The sequence below is a fragment of the Proteus sp. FME41 genome, from assembly GCF_014897315.1.
Classification (GTDB): Bacteria; Pseudomonadota; Gammaproteobacteria; order Enterobacterales; family Enterobacteriaceae; genus Proteus.
Genome location: NZ_JABUYL010000001.1, coordinates 423,906 through 442,943 on the forward strand (window position 1 = coordinate 423,906; position 19,038 = coordinate 442,943).

Annotated in this window: 21 protein-coding genes, 1 pseudogene and 1 other annotated feature; of the genes and pseudogenes, 16 read left to right on the top strand and 6 right to left on the bottom strand. The window is 37.3% G+C overall.

Features of this window, described 5'->3' with window-relative positions:
* Nucleotides 1–37 precede the first annotated feature (37 nt).
* Nucleotides 38–769, bottom strand: coding sequence for a tyrosine-type recombinase/integrase (locus INT04_RS02070; RefSeq protein ID WP_193014478.1), 732 nt, complete (start codon nucleotides 767–769; stop codon nucleotides 38–40).
* 112 nt (nucleotides 770–881) lie between these two features.
* Here INT04_RS02070 and INT04_RS02075 point away from each other — a divergent pair, with 112 nt between their 5' ends.
* Entirely contained in the window at nucleotides 882–1,232 is a 351-nt protein-coding gene (locus INT04_RS02075) for a DUF2628 domain-containing protein (protein WP_226893916.1), read from the top strand.
* A 195-nt stretch (nucleotides 1,233–1,427) separates the two neighbouring features.
* Here the strand turns inward: INT04_RS02075 and INT04_RS02080 are convergent, their stop codons facing one another.
* Entirely contained in the window at nucleotides 1,428–1,637 is a 210-nt protein-coding gene (locus INT04_RS02080) for a hypothetical protein (RefSeq protein WP_193014479.1), read from the bottom strand.
* Between the two features lie 237 nt (nucleotides 1,638–1,874).
* Between INT04_RS02080 and INT04_RS02085 the strand changes: the two genes are divergently transcribed.
* Both INT04_RS02085 and INT04_RS02090 read left to right on the top strand, forming a co-directional pair.
* Nucleotides 1,875–3,008 carry a PAAR domain-containing protein gene (locus tag INT04_RS02085; RefSeq protein WP_226893917.1) on the top strand — a complete coding sequence of 378 codons (1,134 nt, stop codon included), beginning with the start codon at nucleotides 1,875–1,877 and terminating at the stop codon, nucleotides 3,006–3,008.
* On the top strand, nucleotides 2,998–3,261 hold the full coding sequence (locus INT04_RS02090) for a hypothetical protein (protein ID WP_193014481.1): 264 nt from the start codon (nucleotides 2,998–3,000) through the stop codon (nucleotides 3,259–3,261). The genes INT04_RS02085 and INT04_RS02090 overlap by 11 nt, the downstream gene beginning before the upstream one ends.
* Nucleotides 3,262–3,368: 107 nt before the next feature.
* Here INT04_RS02090 and INT04_RS02095 read toward each other — a convergent pair.
* Nucleotides 3,369–3,551: pseudogene (locus INT04_RS02095) on the bottom strand (IS3 family transposase); the annotation flags it as partial.
* 218 nt (nucleotides 3,552–3,769) lie between these two features.
* Between INT04_RS02095 and INT04_RS02100 the strand changes: the two are divergent.
* On the top strand, nucleotides 3,770–4,441 hold the full coding sequence (locus INT04_RS02100; protein ID WP_193014482.1) for a transglycosylase SLT domain-containing protein: 672 nt from the start codon (nucleotides 3,770–3,772) through the stop codon (nucleotides 4,439–4,441).
* On the opposite strand, the gene INT04_RS02105 is transcribed toward INT04_RS02100, so the two are convergent.
* Together INT04_RS02105 and INT04_RS02110 are read right to left on the bottom strand one after the other, a co-directional pair.
* Nucleotides 4,438–5,151, bottom strand: a complete 714-nt coding sequence (locus tag INT04_RS02105) for a MarC family NAAT transporter (protein WP_193014483.1) — start codon at nucleotides 5,149–5,151, stop codon at nucleotides 4,438–4,440. The genes INT04_RS02100 and INT04_RS02105 overlap by 4 nt on opposite strands.
* A 97-nt stretch (nucleotides 5,152–5,248) precedes the next feature.
* Nucleotides 5,249–5,845: a GNAT family N-acetyltransferase gene (locus INT04_RS02110; protein ID WP_193014484.1), complete on the bottom strand. Its 597-nt coding sequence runs from the start codon at nucleotides 5,843–5,845 to the stop codon at nucleotides 5,249–5,251.
* Nucleotides 5,846–6,111: 266 nt separating this feature from the next.
* Here INT04_RS02110 and INT04_RS02115 point away from each other — a divergent pair, with 266 nt between their 5' ends.
* Both INT04_RS02115 and INT04_RS02120 read left to right on the top strand, forming a co-directional pair.
* Nucleotides 6,112–6,450, top strand: a complete 339-nt coding sequence (locus INT04_RS02115; RefSeq protein ID WP_088495790.1) for a tRNA-binding protein — start codon at nucleotides 6,112–6,114, stop codon at nucleotides 6,448–6,450.
* Between the two features lie 136 nt (nucleotides 6,451–6,586).
* Nucleotides 6,587–7,276, top strand: coding sequence for an AraC family transcriptional regulator (locus INT04_RS02120; RefSeq protein WP_193014485.1), 690 nt, complete (start codon nucleotides 6,587–6,589; stop codon nucleotides 7,274–7,276).
* A 4-nt stretch (nucleotides 7,277–7,280) separates the two neighbouring features.
* Here the strand turns inward: INT04_RS02120 and INT04_RS02125 are convergent, their stop codons facing one another.
* Nucleotides 7,281–7,721: a PACE efflux transporter gene (locus INT04_RS02125; protein WP_193014486.1), complete on the bottom strand. Its 441-nt coding sequence runs from the start codon at nucleotides 7,719–7,721 to the stop codon at nucleotides 7,281–7,283.
* 311 nt (nucleotides 7,722–8,032) lie between these two features.
* On the opposite strand from INT04_RS02125, the gene INT04_RS02130 reads away from it, so the two are divergent.
* The 10 genes from INT04_RS02130 to INT04_RS02175 all read left to right on the top strand — a co-directional run bounded on the left by INT04_RS02130 (nucleotide 8,033) and on the right by INT04_RS02175 (nucleotide 18,938).
* Entirely contained in the window at nucleotides 8,033–9,373 is a 1,341-nt protein-coding gene (locus INT04_RS02130; protein WP_193014487.1) for a hypothetical protein, read from the top strand.
* Nucleotides 9,374–9,638: 265 nt separating this feature from the next.
* Nucleotides 9,639–11,567 (top strand): threonine--tRNA ligase, encoded by a 1,929-nt coding sequence (thrS, locus tag INT04_RS02135; protein WP_193014488.1) that lies wholly within the window; start codon nucleotides 9,639–9,641, stop codon nucleotides 11,565–11,567.
* A 3-nt stretch (nucleotides 11,568–11,570) separates the two neighbouring features.
* Nucleotides 11,571–12,110, top strand: coding sequence for a translation initiation factor IF-3 (gene infC, locus INT04_RS02140; protein WP_193014608.1), 540 nt, complete (start codon nucleotides 11,571–11,573; stop codon nucleotides 12,108–12,110).
* Nucleotides 12,111–12,204: 94 nt separating this feature from the next.
* Nucleotides 12,205–12,402: a 50S ribosomal protein L35 gene (gene rpmI, locus INT04_RS02145; protein ID WP_004263702.1), complete on the top strand. Its 198-nt coding sequence runs from the start codon at nucleotides 12,205–12,207 to the stop codon at nucleotides 12,400–12,402.
* 40 nt (nucleotides 12,403–12,442) lie between these two features.
* Nucleotides 12,443–12,799, top strand: a complete 357-nt coding sequence (gene rplT / locus INT04_RS02150; RefSeq protein WP_036937406.1) for a 50S ribosomal protein L20 — start codon at nucleotides 12,443–12,445, stop codon at nucleotides 12,797–12,799.
* A 108-nt stretch (nucleotides 12,800–12,907) separates the two neighbouring features.
* Nucleotides 12,908–13,030, top strand: a sequence feature (Phe leader region).
* A 100-nt stretch (nucleotides 13,031–13,130) separates the two neighbouring features.
* Nucleotides 13,131–14,114: a phenylalanine--tRNA ligase subunit alpha gene (pheS, locus tag INT04_RS02155; RefSeq protein ID WP_193014489.1), complete on the top strand. Its 984-nt coding sequence runs from the start codon at nucleotides 13,131–13,133 to the stop codon at nucleotides 14,112–14,114.
* Nucleotides 14,115–14,128: 14 nt separating this feature from the next.
* Nucleotides 14,129–16,516, top strand: a complete 2,388-nt coding sequence (gene pheT, locus INT04_RS02160; protein WP_193014490.1) for a phenylalanine--tRNA ligase subunit beta — start codon at nucleotides 14,129–14,131, stop codon at nucleotides 16,514–16,516.
* 4 nt (nucleotides 16,517–16,520) lie between these two features.
* Nucleotides 16,521–16,817, top strand: a complete 297-nt coding sequence (ihfA, locus tag INT04_RS02165; protein ID WP_023582381.1) for an integration host factor subunit alpha — start codon at nucleotides 16,521–16,523, stop codon at nucleotides 16,815–16,817.
* 356 nt (nucleotides 16,818–17,173) lie between these two features.
* Entirely contained in the window at nucleotides 17,174–18,187 is a 1,014-nt protein-coding gene (gene btuC / locus INT04_RS02170) for a vitamin B12 ABC transporter permease BtuC (protein WP_193014491.1), read from the top strand.
* A gap of 1 nt (nucleotide 18,188) precedes the next feature.
* On the top strand, nucleotides 18,189–18,938 hold the full coding sequence (locus INT04_RS02175) for an ATP-binding cassette domain-containing protein (protein WP_193014492.1): 750 nt from the start codon (nucleotides 18,189–18,191) through the stop codon (nucleotides 18,936–18,938).
* Nucleotides 18,939–19,038 lie beyond the last annotated feature (100 nt).

The following is a 19,038-nucleotide window of genomic DNA, read 5'->3' on the forward strand; positions in this document are numbered from 1 at the left end:
GGTTAATTTTCAATACTCACAAAAGCTCATTATTAGCTCACAATTCGGTATAGCCATTACCTCTATCATCTAGATACTTATCAGTCATTTGCATTGATTTATGACCTAGTATTTTTTGTGCAAACTCAGCGCTTTTTTCTTCTTCATATAGTCTAGCTGACAAGCTTCTGATCTCATGAAATGTAGTTTTGTTCTCACTATCCGGAAGCGCCCCTGAGAAACGATTACGCAAAGTGGCTTTACTTACATCACAAATAGTTTCTTTTGTTTTATCAATGCAATCAAGAACCTCTCGTAATGAGTAGCCAATGGTGTTTAGCCTTAAATCAAGGGGTATTGCTATCTTTGCGCCCGTTTTTATTTGTGTAATATACAGTCGATCATTTTTAATATCATCCCACCTCATTGTTGTAATATCACCAATGCGCTGTGCTGTCAGTATTGATAACAAAAATAACAAGCGATATTTCTTTCTGATGTTATTCAGTGCATAGTTAAATTCTTCTAGCGACAATCTTGACCTTTGAACACTAGTTTTCGGTGACCTTGTAACAGATACAAGATTTATTGTTAACACGCCATCAGCAATCGCCTCATTAAAAGCATCAGACAGTGTTAGCCTTAGTAGCTTTGCCATCGATTTTTTAGGGTATTCAGAAATAAAATGCGCAATATCTCTTGCTGTTATTTCGGTAATATCTTTATCTTCAAAATTTAGCTTAATCAGATTTATTCTTGATGAATAATCAGCAAGTGTTTTTTCTTTCAAATCTCGATCATTTAATTTTTCTTTGTATGTAGTGGTTTAATAAAAATTGGCATGATGGTATGTTTTCTACTGTATTCTATTAATAAGATTTAACTTAAGTAAGAAATAACCTATGCCTGATTTAATGAATAAAAATCTTAAATATATAACATTTAAAAATAATAGTAGCATTGTTGTAGTTAAGAATGGCTTTTCATGGACTGCATTTTTCTTTGGGTTTTGGGTGTATCTCTATAGAAAAATGTGGGGTGGTTTTATCCTGTGGTTATTTGTCGGTATTATAATTATAACTTTATCTTACTGGGCAAGAGCTGTTGCGGAAATGACTGGAAATGCGGATCTTACTGGGTTTATATTCTTAATTAGAATCGCATATTCGATTTATCAAGGCGGCACAATTAACAATAATCAAATGCTTTTATTAAAAAAGCAAGGGTACATAGAAACAATAAGCGCTGCCTAACCTCAATCAAACATCTATTAAGTAAGTCGCCTAGTGCGGCTTTTTTCGTATATAGCCACCGCAAATCATCAAATCACCTAGTTTAATTACTGCAATAAAGTTGCGGTTGGCTACCTATTAACGATTTGCCTGTTTGATTTGTTTACCCCTTCATTGTCACATCAGACCGTCCGGTGACGAAGGGGTTAGGCGAAGTTATTCAGTCCAGAGCGTGAGCTCGTCATCTAGGATGTAATCAGCTTCATCCTGGTCAAACTCTTCGGCATCCGTGATGCTTTCTAAAGACGATTTAGCCCAATTACGGCATTGAGCCTTCCGCTCATCCTCACTGTCGAACTCCCAGGATACCGAACGGGACAGCCAGGCGTTGTACAGTAATTCCAGATTTTTTTCTTTAATGCTCATGGCTTTCTCCGATAAAAGTTGACCGGCTATGAATGATGGCCTTACCCAGTAAATCATGGGGTGGATGAGCGGCGAAATTCTAAGTAACGGTGGATTTGGAAGTTGGTTAGCGGTAATGATTAGATTGTTTCTAGTTAGATTAACAGCTAACATTAATGAGTTATCTTCATTAAGTAATTATATAGAACTGCCATATCACACATTGTAGGTGTTATGTCTGGAGTAAGGCCCATCATTATGGGTAAAGCAATGGCGCTAAATGGAGACAAGACCACGACTGGAGCAACTTGTATCGCAACCATCGAAACGGTCACTTGTTTTAATAAAAAAGCCTTAAGAGTGGGTGATCCGACAACAAATTGCCCAAAATGTGGACAGGCAGGTACCGTTGTTTCTGGGCAGCAAGGTTTTTTAAATCATGGGAAACTTCAAGCCGTACATGACTCAATGGTACAATGTGGCTGTCCGACAGGTTCTAATAAGGTTATTGCTCATAGTGGACCTGCACAAGCGCAGCCAAGTCGTTTTGCAACTCAAGCCCCAGCAGCATCAGCACCTTCACAGGGAACCAGCTTTGGCAGTCTGATCAACCCCGTAACGCCAGCACCTTTAATTGGTGAATGCAGGATTTCAGATAACTTGCTCTATGATGGAGTGTTTGTGTGGACGGAAACATTTGGCTCAGGCCATTCATTTATAACAATCCACAAAAATAATAAAGTTTCATTATATTCATATGGTCGCTACGGAACACCTGGACCATTAACTTTAACGGGTGATGGAATACTTTTATATATGACCGGTGAGGATGCTCGAAAATACATCAGAGATGAGTTATATATAACGAATGCAAGGGTTTTTAAAATAACAGATGCGGACACAGACAAAACAGAAACCTATTTTAATAACCTTTGGAAATCAGGCAGCCCCCCTAACCTCCCTGAAAAAGCAGGTGAGTTGACTCGTAGAAACGGAAGGTCTATAGATGTTTATGATGTCTCAGGTAATAATTGCACAACTCATACAGTAAAAGGGTTGAAGCAATCTGGCACACGGATATTTGAAGAGAGTTATACCCCAATAAGAACACAGTATCCGATCGAGCGAGAAGAGGCGTTCACGGTGCCCCTTTCATTTCAGAGTTTTTTGGAAGGTAAGAAAAATAATTTTAATAAGCTTGATGTCATTGAAGTTACGAGTGAATTTCATAAACAGTATCCAAACATTGATAATTTAACGCCATTAGATAAAGGTGGGTTGGTTCATTTTTTTGAATTTGCCACTTCTTCCGCCAATGTTGGTGGAAAGGCTACGAGCTATGATGGCGGTGAAATGGGTGGTGGTGTATTAGGTAGCACTTATGATAAATAGAACGTTTTTAAGATGGTTTTTGATCATCCTGTTGGTTTTAATATTTTATTTAGGATTGGCCGTCTTTGATTTTGGGTTTAGTTTAAGCTTTACATACAACTACATGGTGATGGGAGATAATGAACTTATTACCGTTTGGCGTGCTTTTGTAGAGGATTTACGCACCTACCACCAAAACACGATGGCTTATGTATATCTGGGCACCCCAATTTTGCTTGCGCTGTTATTTGTTGTTCATAAAAAAATAAGATAGCAAATGTCATTACGAAGTCGGTGAGGGGTCGCTCTCACCGGTACCGTTCACCCGCATTGAATCGTTTGTAGTGGTCAACTAAAACTGGCCATCATTTTAGAGTTTTTCTAGTATCTCTTTTCAGATTCGTTTGGTGATAACCCTCCGTTATATTCGTGAGGTCTGTGTACGCTGTAATACCCGACGATATAGTCCGTTATTGCATGGACAGCATCACTAAAGTTTATGTAGCCAGTCACTGGTACCCACTCGTTCTTCAGGCCCCTAAAGAAGCGCTCCATTGGACTATTCACCTCTATTCAGGTGGCCAAATTTATTAAACCACTACAGATGGAGTAATTTAAGATAAAACACACTCACTAAAAGCTGTAATATATTGATTTATCTGTCATGCTTTGTCATATTTTAGCATGTATTTTCATACTAAAATAACGCCTTGTTATTACAATTGATTGATATATATAGTGAATGTGTTTTATGTGTAACTATTTATGCAAAAGGATTAAACGTGAAAGTAAAAATCATCTTTTCTTTGGCCATTTTGCTTCTTGCGGGTTGTGCTGATCATGCTCGTCAACCTATTCAAAAAGAGAACTCTCGATTTTTAAGTCAAAAACCAACGGAAAGCCGCATTAATAATGCTTCAATTTCAACGGCACAATGGAAATCAACACCCTTTGATAACCATATACAACAAGCCTCAAACCGTTATGACGTTGATGAAACATTGATAAAAGCGATTATCCAAGTTGAATCTAACTTTAGGCCCGAAGTGATTAGTAAATCAAATGCGGTTGGATTAATGCAAATTAAAGCATCAACAGCAGGAAGGGATGTTTATCAAAATAGAGGAAAGGCAGGGCAACCAACAACTTCACAATTAAAAGATCCCGCAATCAATATTGATTTAGGAACAGCTTATATTCAATTACTAAGAGAGCGTCATCTTGAAGGGATTATGAACCCCGAAACACTTTATTATGCGACGATCCTTGCTTATGTAAATGGTGCGGGTGCGTTGTTAAGAACGTTTGATAAAGATAGAAATAATGCGATTGCTAAAATTAACTCAATGAGTGCGGATGATTTTTATCGTTATGTTGAAAAAAATCATCCAGCATCTCAAGCACCACGTTATTTAGCAAAAGTCAGGGCGGCTTACCACGCAGGCGATAATTAATCAGGTAAATTAGCGACCGCTTGGGCTTGTTTTAATAAAGCAGGTAAATCAGCAATAATTTCAAGTACGCCGTTGATCATAAATTGGACACCCATACAGATTAATAAGAATCCCATAACACGAGAAATAGCATCAATACCGCTGTGACCTAAATATTTCATAATTTTGGTAGAGCCACGAAGTGATAGCCAAACAATAATACTGATTAAAAAGAATGTGGTTATTGGTGCAATATATAATACCCATTGTGCAATGTCAGTACGCGAAGGTATGGATGCTGCTGTACTGATTATCATTGCTATAGTTCCGGGCCCTGCGGTACTAGGCATTGCCAAAGGAACAAAGGCAATATTAGGTTCTTTAGGATTTCGATGGGGATTATTATCTTCAGAAAGAGGGTCATCCACATTCGGAGTATTAGGAAATAGCATGCTAAAACCAATAAAGGCCACTATCATCCCACCCGCAATACGAAGACCGGGAATAGAAATCCCAAAAGTTGTCATTATGACGCGACCCGCATAAAACGCGATAGTCATAATGAGAAAAATATAGATACATGCCATTAAAGATTGTTGATTACGCTGCTCTTTGGTCATATTTCCTGAAAGACCAAGCCAAAGTGCAACCGTCGTTAAGGGATTGGTTAAAGGCAAAAGTAAAATAAGACCAAGACCGATAGCCTGAAAAAACTGGTAAGCAGATTGCATGGAATATAAAGGCTCCTAATAACAGGTAATTAAGGAGCAATTATGATAACAAATTAAACAGCAAAAAAGTTATTTTTACAGATAATAATCTCAATGTTTATTGGTATTTCTTCATTAGCCACTCTAAATGTATTTTTATAGAGCCCCAGTCGTAATCAGTAATACTATATATACAAGTATCTCGTTTTTGCCCATCAGTTGTTAATCTGTGGTTGCGTAAAATACCATCGAGTTTTGCACCTAGGCGTTCAATTGCTTTACGGCTTATTTGATTTAATATGTGGGTACGAAATTCAACGGCAATACATTGCAAATCTTCTAGTGCATATTTTAGTAATAGATATTTAACTTCAGTATTGATACCTGTTCTCTGGACTTGTTTAGCATACCACGTTGAACCAATTTCCAGCCTTGGTGTTTGGTTATCAATATTCATAAAGGTCGTTATACCAACAACGCGATTAGTCGATTGAGAAATGATAGTAAAAGGCAACATTAAGCCCTTTTGCTGTAATTGAAGTTTATGTTCAATATCATGTTGTAATTCTGTTGTTGAAGGCACTGTGGTATACCAAAGTTTATCAGGCCTATCTTTTTGAATTAATTCATGTAAATCTGAGTAGTGTTCCATGCTCAGAGGCACTAGGCGAACAAGTTTTCCTTCCAGCGTTATCCATTCTGTTATTTTTTTCATAATTAATATTCTCTGAGGCTGTTAATAAAAGTGCGTTTCTTAAGAATACTTTTTATACATAACAAATTTATGAATTGATATGGTTATTTAAACGGTTATTAAAAAGTAGGCAAAATTCAGAATGATGAAAATAGAGAAAAAAGAGTGTGAGTGATTCTTTCTCAACAGAGAATGACAGTTTCACCACAGGTGAGCCAGCATAATGCGTGTTAATCTATAATCCAGTAATAGAGATATGACCGTAAACACAATAAATTGGTAAAAAGATGACAGATTTAATTGAATGGGATGATTTTCTACGTGTAGAAATGAGAGTAGGAACGATTATTAGCGCAGAAATAAATAAGAAAGCTAATAAACCAGCTTATGTTATGGAAGTCGATTTGGGCGAATTAGGCATAAAGCGTTCAAGTGCTCAAATTACGGTAAATTACACACCCGAAGAACTTGTTGGTCGTCGTATTTTATGTGTGTGTAATTTCCCAGTTAAACGCATTGCAGGTATAAAATCTGAAGTTTTAATTACAGGAGCCCCTGATGAAACAGGAGCAATTGTATTGGCTGAATTTAATTTGCCTTTACCAAATGGTTCGCGTTTAGCTTAAACGTATGGGTAATTCAGTTTATAACGAGAAGCAGTAATATAATAAGCCTCTTGATAAGACACTCTTTGATGGTAATGTTCTGTTGCGTTTTGATATAGTATTAATCAAATAGAGCATGGAAACGGAGGCGTGTCTTTTGCTATTACCTCAATTACACTTGCGATGTTATACACAAGAGACGGTATCTCATCAGCATGATAATTTATGGCAGATTATTTTTGGACTCTCAGGTTCAATGGAAGTTAATTTCAATCGGGAAGAATTTCTTATTTCTAATCAAAATTATTTAATTATTCCTCCCACTATCAACCATGCTTTTTCTGGCAATAAAGATAATAAAAATCTTATTTTAGAATTACCTGTGACCTCACAATGGCAATTGAGTGAGAAAGGGGGGCAGTTTACATTATCACCGTCTGCTATTGGGTTATTAGAGTGGTTACATCAATATCCTCAATCTCCTGAACAATATTCAACTATTACACGTCTTCTACTTGCTCAAATAAAAATACAAAAAAGTTGGCGTGATAGTCTTGATGCTTGGTTATTAAATAAATTACATACACCATTAACAACACATGATATTGCCTTAGCTTTTAATACGTCAGCCAGTACGTTACAGCGTAAAATGAAAGCAGAGTTGGGAATGACTGTCATGCAATATGTGGTTCAACAAAGGCTGAGCAAAGCTGCGGAATTATTAAAATATACACCTACAAATATTGAGAACATTGCTCTAGCGGTAGGGTATGATTCACATTCGGCATTTAGTCAGGCATTTCGCCAATATTTTAATAAAAGCCCTACAGAGTATCGACAAGATTGACGTATTACATTGTTTTATTTTCTACTGGGTAAACGCGAGGACATAATTTATCGAAAGCTAACGTAAATAAATAGGTATAGATAAAGAAGAATACTAATATGGTGATTTCCATACTTATTGCTTTGATAAAGCCTACATTATACCACCACATATAAAGTGGAATGGTAAAGAAGAACAGACCTAATTCGAAGCTAATCGCATGGATAAGGCGTATCATAATTGTACGTTTTTCTATGTTTAGTTTTAACTCAAAAAATTCAAAGAAAGAATTAAAAATATAATTCCAAATCAAGGCGATAACAGAAACAGCGATTGCAACGGGCAGTGAATTATGTGATTGGCTTTGGCTTAATATTGCCAGCAAAACAGTGCTTAATAAAATCGCGAGAGTTTCAAAGGTTATAGCATAAACCAACTTACGAGGGCGGGGCTTTAGATAAAACACGTTATACACCTTTATGTTAACAATGAAGGTTCTGGCCCGCCCCAGAGAATGTTATTTTTAAAGCCACGGTTTCCGCTTGATGGGTACTGATGGTAATGAAACTAGTTATAAATTGCAAAGTGATAAGTATATTTTTGATGATTGATGTATCTATGTTTATAGTTTAAATAATAAGTATTACCTATAATGGAAATTACGAAGAGGAACACAGAATAATGAAAAATTCACACTATAATATGATTATGCAAATGATAGGAAAATAATAAATATATTAATTAAGTATATTTGTGTAATGAAAAATAAGGATGCTTATGAGTGGTGAAATTGCTGTTTTTATAATGACTGTCGTTTTTATTGCAATGGCTATTTTATATTTAGCACCTGTTTATTATTTTTTTGTTGTGATATTTGCATTTAAATATATCCAACTGCCACTAAAAAAATCCATCTTATTCTCTTTGATTTTAATACTAATTAATATAGTTTTCTATTTTAATGCTACTTTAATTTCAACAGGTGAACTCGATTTTATTAAGAGTAATGAACCTCAATTTGTTTTTTTAGGCTTGTTATTTTTCTGTCTCCCTTTTATTTATCTTCATATTGTCAGAAAAAGAAACCCCAAAATAGTGGGCTATTGGATAGCCTTCATATTGTCATTTTTAGCTTATAATGTAAGTTATTTTCCACAAAAAATGATGGGAGATAAAAAAGAGAGAGTTATTCAGCTTTTACAAAAAGGTGACTTAGAAGCATTAGATAAAATTTGGAAAGGGAGTTGCCCTGATCCTTATAGCATTGAAGTCGATTTTTTTTATAACAAAGCTTTGATAAAAACATTTGATAAAAAATCACTCTGGTTTTTAACTGAATGTGTAAAACAAAATAAGAAGACAGCATCACTCGCTCTATTTTATAAACTGACTAATTACCCATTGTTTGACAATGAATTCTCAATAGCAGAATGGAATGAAAATGTTGTTGATTTATTTATCGATGAGAAATTTTATAGCACTCTTCCTGAAAAGGAGAAAAAGGAACTTGGTAATACCATAATACAAACTTTTCAAGAAGGATTAATGTATACAGGCTCCTTTGATGATTATGCGAAAAAGATTGATTATATTCTCCAACAGCGTCCTGAATTCAAAAGCTATATTATTTTTGATCGAAAAGAGTTTATATATGCATTAAGGAATCACCGATTAAAATATGCACAATATCTTGAAAAGTATCTTGATAAGAATGATCCTTTTATTAAATTAGGTTTTGCAATTATTGAAGATGACATCAAATATGTTATTGATGAAGGAAAGAAAAATCCTGAACTCTTTACTCAAATTCTTATGGATACATCAACATTATCCGCATCTGGTTGTGATGAAGGGATAATGCCCTTTGATATAAATACCTTTATTTTTAGTAATGGAAGTCAGAAATTAATTCTAGCGTTATTGGATAATAATCTAGTGAATACAAGCGATTATAAATGTAATGGATATAATTACTTGGCGGATGATCATGGCAAAGAAAAAACCTGCTTTAGTTATTTGCTCCGACATCTTGAATATAATCATGTCATCGAAAATAGAGATGATAAAAAAGAGATAGAGAAAAGGGTATCAAACCAATTAATACAATGTGATGAGTAAGATATTGTTGCGATTTTATTTCGTGTTTTCTTGGAGAAATAGAGGCAGATAAATGTATAAATCTTCACTGTCTGTGATAATATCCCCCCTGAGTTGCGATAAGGCTCAGTGATGCTATGGATATTTATATAATGAATAGATATACCACTGTGTGCAAACCTCGCGAGGTAAAGTGAGAAATTGTCGTAACGTACTGAATATAGATGAAATAAAAAGCTTACAAGTGATCTTGCGTATGGGTCACCACTGTAAATAAGGATTTTAAATGCCAATTATTACTCTTCCTGACGGAAGCCAACGTCAATTTGAAAATGCAGTTTCTGTCATGGATGTCGCTGCAGATATCGGCCCTGGGCTTGCAAAAGCATGTATCGCAGGCCGTGTTAATGGTGAACTGGTAGATGCCTGTGAATTAATCGAACACGATTCAAATCTGGCAATTATTACCGCAAAAGACGATGACGGTCTTGAAATTATTCGTCACTCTTGTGCTCACTTATTAGGGCATGCCATTAAACAATTATGGCCACAAACTAAAATGGCGATTGGTCCTGTTATCGAAAATGGTTTCTACTACGATGTGGATTTAGACCATTCTCTAACACAGGAAGATTTAGAAACTCTAGAAAAACGCATGCTAGAGTTGGCGAAAACAGATTACGATGTTATTAAAAAATCCGTAAGCTGGGCTGAAGCTCGTGAAACATTTGTTTCTCGCGGTGAAGATTATAAAGTCGCTATTCTTGATGAAAATATCAGTCAAGATTCACAGCCAGGTCTTTATCATCACCAAGAATATGTTGATATGTGCCGTGGACCTCATGTGCCAAATATGCGTTTCTGTCATAACTTTAAGTTACAGAAAATTGCAGGTGCATATTGGCGCGGTAACAGCGATAATAAAATGCTACAACGCATTTATGGTACTGCCTGGGCTGATAAAAAACAGCTAAAAGCATACTTAGATCGCTTAGAAGAAGCAGCAAAACGTGACCACCGTAAAATTGGTAAACAGCTTGATTTGTATCATATGCAAGAAGAAGCGCCGGGTATGGCTTTCTGGCATAATGATGGCTGGACTATTTTCCGTGAGCTAGAAACATTTGTACGTTGTAAATTAAAAGAATATGATTACCAAGAAGTGAAAGGTCCATTTATGATGGATCGTGTTCTTTGGGAAAAAACAGGTCACTGGGAAAACTACAAAGAAAATATGTTCACGACATCTTCTGAGAATCGTGAATATTGTATCAAGCCAATGAACTGCCCAGGTCACGTACAAATTTTTAAACAAGGTTTACGTTCTTACCGTGATTTACCATTACGTATGGCTGAATTCGGTAGTTGCCACCGTAATGAACCTTCAGGTGCATTACACGGTTTAATGCGTGTCCGTGGCTTTACACAAGACGATGCGCACATCTTCTGTACAGAAGAACAAATTTTAAGTGAAGTAAATGACTGCATCAAATTGATTTATGATGTATATTCTACTTTCGGATTTGAAAAAATCGTAGTTAAGCTGTCTACTCGCCCCGAAAAACGTATCGGTGAAGATGCATTATGGGATGTTGCAGAAGCAGACTTAGCAAAAGCCTTAACTGATAACAATATTGAATTTGAATATCAGCCAGGCGAAGGGGCGTTTTATGGCCCTAAAATAGAATTTACACTTTACGATTGTTTAGATCGTGCATGGCAGTGTGGTACAGTACAATTAGACTTCTCACTACCAGGTCGTTTAGGCGCATCTTATGTTGCCGAAAACAACGAGCGTAAAGTACCTGTTATGTTACACCGAGCAGTGCTAGGATCCTTAGAGCGTTTTATTGGTATTCTGACAGAAGAATACGCAGGATTCTTCCCAACTTGGTTAGCACCACAGCAGGTTGTCGTGATGAATATCACGGATGGACAGGCTGATTATGTACAAAAACTCGTCAAAGAATTGCAAGATGCCGGAATTCGTGCAAAAGCAGACTTGAGAAATGAGAAGATTGGCTTTAAAATTCGTGAACATACTCTACGTCGTGTTCCGTACATGCTTGTCTGTGGTGATAAAGAAGTCGAATCAGGCAAAGTGGCGGTTCGTACTCGCCGAGGAAAAGACCTTGGCAGTATTGACGTTAACGAATTTAAAGAAAAGCTTCTGCAAGAAATTAGAAGCAGAAGTCTTCATCAGTTGGAGGAATAAGGTATTAAAGGCGGAAAAAGAATTCAATCAACGCGTCAGAATCGCATCAATGGTGAGATTCGCGCCCATGAAGTTCGTTTAACAGGTTTAGATGGCGAGCAGATTGGAGTTGTTAGTCTGAAAGAGGCTCTTGAGAAAGCCGAGGAAGCAGGTGCTGATTTAGTGGAAATTAGTCCTAATGCCGAGCCGCCGGTTTGTCGTATTATGGACTACGGCAAATTCCTCTATGAGAAAAGTAAGACTCTCAAAGAACAGAAAAAGAAACAAAAAGTTATTCAGGTCAAGGAAATTAAATTCCGTCCTGGTACAGATGAAGGTGACTATCAGGTCAAACTACGCAACCTGATTCGCTTTCTTGAAGATGGCGATAAAGCCAAAGTCACACTGCGTTTTCGCGGTCGTGAAATGGCTCACCAACAAATTGGTATGGAAATGCTTAACCGTATCCGTACCGATTTGGATGAACTGGTAACTGTTGAATCATTCCCTAACCGGATTGAAGGTCGCCAGATGATCATGGTGCTTGCGCCGAAGAAGAAATAGTCGGGCAATTCAAGTAATAGCGTCAGCCTTTAATGGCTGATTGCTATTCGCCTCATTATTTTATGTTATTAACAATGCGAAGTGGATTATAGAAATGCCAAAGATTAAAACAGTACGCGGCGCAGCTAAGCGCTTTAAAAAAACTGCTGGTGGTGGCTTTAAGCGTAAACATGCTAACCTCCGTCACATTCTGACTAAAAAATCAACTAAGCGTAAACGTCATTTACGTCCAAAAGGCATGGTCTCTAAAGGAGATTTAGGTCTGGTCGTAGCTTGCTTACCGTACGCATAAGTATCACTTTTTAACAGAATATAGACATTAGGAGTTTAATATGGCTCGTGCTAAACGCGGCGTTGTTGCCCGTGCTCGTCACAAGAAGATTTTAAAGCAAGCTAAAGGTTATTACGGTGCACGTTCACGTGTATATCGTGTAGCTTTCCAGGCTGTTATCAAAGCTGGTCAATATGCGTACCGTGACCGTCGTCAGAAAAAACGTCAGTTCCGTCAGCTGTGGATTGCGCGTATCAACGCAGCAGCTCGTCAGAACGGTATGTCTTATAGCCGTTTCATCAATGGTCTGAAAAAAGCATCCATTGAAATCGACCGTAAGATTCTGGCTGACATCGCTGTATTCGACAAAGTAGCATTTGCTGCTTTAGTTGAAAAAGCGAAAGGTGCTCTGGCTTAATTATTTATTAAGTCAATGGAAGAGGGAGTTTTCTCCCTCTTTTATTTTGTCTATATTTGTGGCTTAATGATACAAATTCAATAAGTTAATACTTTAAGAGATATTACTCATGTTAATTATCGCTTTTTTCCGCTTCTTTTTTTACTTTAGCGCCTAAATTAAGGGGCTTTTGCGCGTAAGAGAAGAAACGAAAAGTAGCGCCAGAGCCTCCACTATGGAGGCTTTTTTGTTTTCAGATCTCAATACAGGGTTAGAAACCAAAAAGGGCAATTTTATTCGTCACCATTGATAACAACTAATAGACCTCATCAGGTCAAAGGAAGAGGAAACGATGCCACATCTCGCTGAACTCGTTGCTCAAGCTAAAGCAGCTATCGAAGAGGCACAGGATGTTGCTGCGCTGGATTCGGTTCGTGTTGAATACTTGGGGAAAAAAGGTCATTTAACGCTTCAGATGTCCACGCTGCGCGACTTACCTGCTGAAGAGCGTCCAGCTGCAGGGGCCGTTATTAATCAGGTTAAACAAGAGGTTCAGCAAGCGCTGAATGCTCGTAAAGAAGAGATGGAATCGGCATTGTTAAACGAACGTTTATCTGCTGAAAAAATCGATGTTTCTTTACCTGGTCGTCGTATTGAAAATGGGGGGTTACACCCAGTTACCCGAACTATTGAGCGTATTGAAACCTTCTTTGGTGAACTAGGGTTTTCTGTAGAATCAGGCCCTGAAATTGAAGATGATTATCATAACTTTGATGCATTAAATATTCCAGCTCACCACCCTGCAAGAGCCGATCACGATACTTTCTGGTTTGATGCAAAACGTTTATTGCGTACACAAACTTCTGGTGTACAAATTCGTACTATGCAAGATAAACAGCCTCCTATTCGCATTATTGCACCTGGTCGTGTATATCGTAATGACTACGACCAGACGCACACACCAATGTTCCACCAAATTGAAGGCTTAATTGTTGATAAAGACATTAGCTTTACTAATTTAAAAGGAACACTGCACGACTTCTTAAAAAACTTCTTTGAAGAAGATATGGAAATTCGTTTCCGCCCTTCCTATTTCCCATTTACAGAGCCTTCAGCTGAAGTTGATGTGATGGGTAAAAATGGTAAATGGTTAGAAGTGTTGGGTTGCGGTATGGTTCATCCAAATGTGTTGCGTAATGTAGGTATCGATCCTGAAGTCTATTCAGGTTTTGCGTTTGGTATGGGTATGGAACGTTTAACTATGTTGCGTTACGGTGTCACCGACTTGCGATCATTCTTCGAAAACGATCTTCGTTTCCTCAAACAGTTTAAATAAGGTGGGATTATCTCATGAAATTCAGTGAACTTTGGTTACGTGAGTGGGTAAACCCAGCGATTAGTAGCGAAGAACTTTCTGAACAGTTAACAATGGCTGGCCTTGAAGTTGATGGCGTTGACGCTGTTGCCGGTGATTTTCACGGTGTATTTGTCGGTGAAGTTGTTGAATGTGAACAACATCCAAATGCTGATAAATTACGTGTTACAAAAGTCAACGTAGGTGGCGATAGATTATTAGACATCGTTTGTGGTGCACCTAATTGCCGTCAAGGTCTGAAAGTAGCTGTAGCAACAGTAGGTGCAGTATTACCAGGCGATTTTAAAATTAAAGCAGCTAAGTTACGTGGTGAACCATCAGAAGGAATGTTGTGTTCATTTTCTGAATTAGCTATTTCAGAAAATCATGAAGGTATTATTGAATTACCTGTTGATGCACCTATTGGTATGGATATTCGCGAATATCTAAAATTAAATGATAATACGATAGAGATTAGCATTACACCTAACCGTGCTGATTGCTTGGGTATTATGGGTGTTGCACGTGATATCGCAGTTCTTAATAAAATGGAATGCCAAGTACCTGATATGTCGCCTGTTATGGCTACATCTTCAGCAACCTTTCCTGTTCACGTTGAAGCACCAGAAGCATGCCCTCGTTATTTAGGTCGTGTTTTCACAAATATAAATGTGAAAGCAAAAACGCCTTTATGGATGCAAGAAAAATTACGTCGTGGTGGCATTCGTTCTATCGATCCTATTGTTGATATTACTAACTTAATTTTACTCGAAATGGGACAACCGCTACACGCGTTTGATCTTGACCGTGTTGAAGGTGCTGTTGTTGTTCGCATGGGTAAAGAAGGTGAAAAACTCACATTACTTGATGGCAATGAAATTACATTAAAAGATGATGTGTTAGTCATTGCTGACGAAAAACAGGCATTAGGTATGGCTGGTATTTTTGGTGGCGAGTCATCTGGCATCAATGATGCAACCCAGAATGTCTTTTTAGAATGTGCGTTCTTCTCACCATTATCGATTACAGGCCGTGCACGTCGTTATGGCTTACATACGGATGCATCTCACCGTTTTGAGCGTGGTGTTGATTCAGCGCTTCAATACAATGCGATGGAACGTGCAACTAAACTACTATTAGAAATTTGTGGTGGTGAAGTGGGTGAAGTGATTGATGTGACCAATAATGCACATTTACCTACTATTGCACCTGTTAAGTTGACACGTAAAAAATTAGACCGCTTATTAGGTCACGTGATTGATGATGCACAAGTTCTTGATTCATTAACTCGTTTAGGTTTCACCGTTTCTGTTGAAAATGATGGTTGGTTAGCCACTGTTCCTTCATGGCGTTTCGATGTTCAAATCGAAGAAGACCTGATTGAAGAAGTTGCTCGTATTTATGGTTACAACAATATTCCTGACGTACCACTACGTGCCGATTTGATCATGACCAATCATCGAGAAGCAAATCTGCCATTAAAACGCGTAAAAACAATGCTGGTAGATAATGGCTTCCAAGAAGCAATTACCTATAGCTTTGTTGATCCAAAGGTTCAGGCGCTATTACACCCGAATGAAGAAGCACTCATTCTACCTAATCCAATTTCATCTGATATGTCAGCAATGAGACTGTCTCTCCTGACCGGATTATTGACTACGACTGTTTATAATCAGAACCGTCAACAATCTAGAGTTAGGTTATTTGAAGCAGGTCTGCGTTTTGTTCCTGATAATCAAGCAGAATATGGAATACGTCAGGAACTTATGTTGGCTGGTGTGATCGCGGGCAACCGTTATGAAGAACATTGGACTTTAGAGAAGCAAACTGTTGATTTCTTTGATTTGAAAGGTAATATTGAATCAATTCTGGAATTGACAGGCCAGCTAGATGAAATTACATTTAAAGCAGCTAATCATTCGGCACTTCATCCGGGACAAAGTGCTGGGATTTATCTGAGAAATGAATATATTGGCTGTATTGGTGTTGTTCATCCAGAGCTTGAACGCAAACTTGATTTAAACGGTCGTACGGTAGTATTCGAAATACGTTGGAATGCAATTGCAAACCGTAGTTTACCACAAGCAAAAGCAGTTTCGCGTTACCCTTCGAATCGTAGAGATATCGCTGTAGTTGTTCCGAATGATGTTGCTGCAGAAGATATTTTAGCTGAATGTAAGAAAGTTGGCGGAAATCAAATAGTTGGCATAAACTTATTTGACGTGTATTGTGGTAAGGGAGTAGCAGAGGGTTATAAAAGCCTCGCTATTAGCATAATCTTGCAGGATATCGAGCATACACTGGAAGAAGATGAGATTGCTGCAACAGTGAGTCACTGTGTAGCAGCATTGAAACAGCGATTCCAAGCATCCTTGAGGGACTAGACCTATGGCGCTTACAAAAGCTGAAATGGCAGAAAATCTGTTTGAAAAACTTGGTGTTAGCAAACGCGATGCAAAAGACCTTGTAGAATCCTTTTTTGAGGAAGTGCGTCGTTCTCTTGAAAATGGAGAACAGGTGAAGCTGTCTGGATTCGGAAACTTTGACCTGCGTGATAAAAATCAGCGCCCAGGTCGTAATCCGAAAACAGGGGAAGACATTCCTATTACGGCTCGCCGTGTTGTTACTTTCCGCCCTGGACAAAAGTTAAAAAGCCGGGTTGAGAGCGCAACACCAAAAGAGTAAAAATTAAAAACACCCAAAACGGCTTTCTATTGAAGGCCGTTTTTTTATCTTTCTTCTGTTATTATTGTTGATTAATTGTACCTTTTGGGGGGCGATTTAATCGTGTTTATCTATCCTGATAAGGTATTGTTCTGTTTGTTTTCCCTTCTTTTTAATTAACCTTTTTACCTCTTTCTATTTATCCTATTTTGTATTCATCAAGCTATTATTATCATCAGTTTATATTTTCATTATTAGTGGACTATGATGCATAAAGGGTGAAATTAACTTTTTATCATCAAAAGTAAACAGGCTATGTTGTTAAAAAAAACGTAAAAATAACAATGAGGAACGTAGTAAAAATGATAGGGAATGATATGAGTAATGATAAAAATAATCCGCTTATTGCACTAAAAAAAAGACAGCATATTGATGGTAGAAAAAAATTACTTTTTATGGCGTTAATATTATGTGTTCTTTTTGTTTTTTCTCTCTCTGTAGGTGAAATTCAGTTATTTCCACACCAATGGTTAACCGATGACGCTAAATTATTTGTTTGGCAAATTCGTTTGCCCAGAATACTTGCCGTGATGATCGTTGGTGCGAGTTTAGCTATTGCAGGAGCCATTATGCAGGCTTTATTTCAAAATCCGTTAGCAGAGCCTGGGTTATTAGGTGTAAGCAGTGGTGCGGGTGTCTGTGTTGTCTTACTTATTGTTTTACACCTAGGTTCAAGTATCTGGCTAATAAGCAGTGCGGCAGTATTAGGCGCATTAGGTATTACTCTATTATTACTGTTTTTTGCTCAAATAAGAAAACTTTCAAATGCCCAGTTATTATTAATTGGTGTGGCATTAGGGGTTATGGCGAGTGCAATAATGACTTGGTTGGTTTATTTCAGTTCGGCTTTAGATTTAAGACAATTAATGTATTGGTTGATGGGAAGTTTTAGCGGTATTGATTGGCGCCATCAAGCTTTATTTTGGACGCTGATCCCCGTTATCGTACTTCTTATTTTGCAAGCCGATATTCTTAATTATTTATCATTAGGCTCATTTAGCGCTAAGCAATTAGGTATATCTGTTAATCAATGGCGAAATTGGTTTATTTTAGCTGTTGGGTTATTGATTGGGATTAGTGTGGCTTTAGCGGGGGCTATTAGCTTTGTAGGGCTTATTGTCCCTCATTTATTAAGGTTGTGTGGGATAACTCATTATAAAATATTGCTACCTGCATGTTTGCTTACAGGGAGCGGATTATTATTGCTCGCAGATCTGTTATCTCGCTTAATGTTAAATGGTGCAGAAGTTCCTATCGGTGTAATAACTGCAACAATTGGCGCACCTTTATTTATCTGGTTATTAGCAACAAAAGAGATGGGGCGTTTGTAATATGACGTTACTTAAACTTGATAAATTGAGTGTTGATAATCGGCTCAACGCATTTACAGAACAAGTAGATTACGGTGAACGTATTCACTTGATCGGTGCCAATGGCGCTGGAAAAAGTACACTTCTGATGACTATTACAGGAGAACATCCTTTTTGTGGCGAAATCATTCTAAACGAAACCTCAATAAGACATTATAAATATAATGATCTTTCTAGGATGCAAAGCATTGTTATACAACAATTAGAGGCTTTGCCATTTATGCCTGTTTTTCATTATCTCTCGCTATATTATAAATTATCTGAAATGGATGATAAGCAATTAAATGCACTGTTAAATGATTTTCAAATTGATAAATTATTATCAAAAAAAATTCATCATTTGTCTGGGGGGGAATGGCAACGAATCAGGATTGCTGGTGCATTTATCCAATTGTGGTCAAGAAGTGATTTAAAAGGAAAGTTAATGTTACTTGATGAACCTGCGAATAATTTAGATATCGTACAATTGGCGATTTTGGACAAGTGGCTTGATATATTTTGCCAACAAGGTGGTGCTATTATTATGAGTACACATAATTTAAATCACTCATATCAGAAAGCAGATAGGGTTTGGCTCATGAAAAATGGCAATTTGGTTAATTCTGGCTCATCTATACTTCTGTTGGACGAAAAATTATTATCAACCACATTTAACACTAATATCAAATGCATTAATGATACTAATCATATTGATTGGCGGGTTTTTCAATAATATGACTATTGTGAAGCTTATCTCCAAGTAATTATTAAGGTTTTTTTAATATATTCTTAATAAGACGGATGCCTGCAAGCAATAGTTTGTATATAATTGT

Bases quoted from the DNA above. Each gene is read 5' to 3' on its own strand.
- INT04_RS02075 (WP_226893916.1), top strand. From the start codon at position 882: ATGCCTGATTTAATGAATAAAAATCTTAAATATATAACATTTAAAAAT.
- INT04_RS02080 (WP_193014479.1), bottom strand. From the start codon at position 1,637: ATGAGCATTAAAGAAAAAAATCTGGAATTACTGTACAACGCCTGGCTG.
- INT04_RS02085 (WP_226893917.1), top strand. From the start codon at position 1,875: ATGGGTAAAGCAATGGCGCTAAATGGAGACAAGACCACGACTGGAGCA.
- INT04_RS02090 (WP_193014481.1), top strand. From the start codon at position 2,998: ATGATAAATAGAACGTTTTTAAGATGGTTTTTGATCATCCTGTTGGTT.
- INT04_RS02105 (WP_193014483.1), bottom strand. From the start codon at position 5,151: ATGCAATCTGCTTACCAGTTTTTTCAGGCTATCGGTCTTGGTCTTATT.
- INT04_RS02110 (WP_193014484.1), bottom strand. From the start codon at position 5,845: ATGAAAAAAATAACAGAATGGATAACGCTGGAAGGAAAACTTGTTCGC.
- INT04_RS02115 (WP_088495790.1), top strand. From the start codon at position 6,112: ATGACAGATTTAATTGAATGGGATGATTTTCTACGTGTAGAAATGAGA.
- INT04_RS02130 (WP_193014487.1), top strand. From the start codon at position 8,033: ATGAGTGGTGAAATTGCTGTTTTTATAATGACTGTCGTTTTTATTGCA.
- thrS (WP_193014488.1), top strand. From the start codon at position 9,639: ATGCCAATTATTACTCTTCCTGACGGAAGCCAACGTCAATTTGAAAAT.
- rpmI (WP_004263702.1), top strand. From the start codon at position 12,205: ATGCCAAAGATTAAAACAGTACGCGGCGCAGCTAAGCGCTTTAAAAAA.
- rplT (WP_036937406.1), top strand. From the start codon at position 12,443: ATGGCTCGTGCTAAACGCGGCGTTGTTGCCCGTGCTCGTCACAAGAAG.
- pheS (WP_193014489.1), top strand. From the start codon at position 13,131: ATGCCACATCTCGCTGAACTCGTTGCTCAAGCTAAAGCAGCTATCGAA.
- pheT (WP_193014490.1), top strand. From the start codon at position 14,129: ATGAAATTCAGTGAACTTTGGTTACGTGAGTGGGTAAACCCAGCGATT.
- ihfA (WP_023582381.1), top strand. From the start codon at position 16,521: ATGGCGCTTACAAAAGCTGAAATGGCAGAAAATCTGTTTGAAAAACTT.
- btuC (WP_193014491.1), top strand. From the start codon at position 17,174: ATGAGTAATGATAAAAATAATCCGCTTATTGCACTAAAAAAAAGACAG.
- INT04_RS02175 (WP_193014492.1), top strand. From the start codon at position 18,189: ATGACGTTACTTAAACTTGATAAATTGAGTGTTGATAATCGGCTCAAC.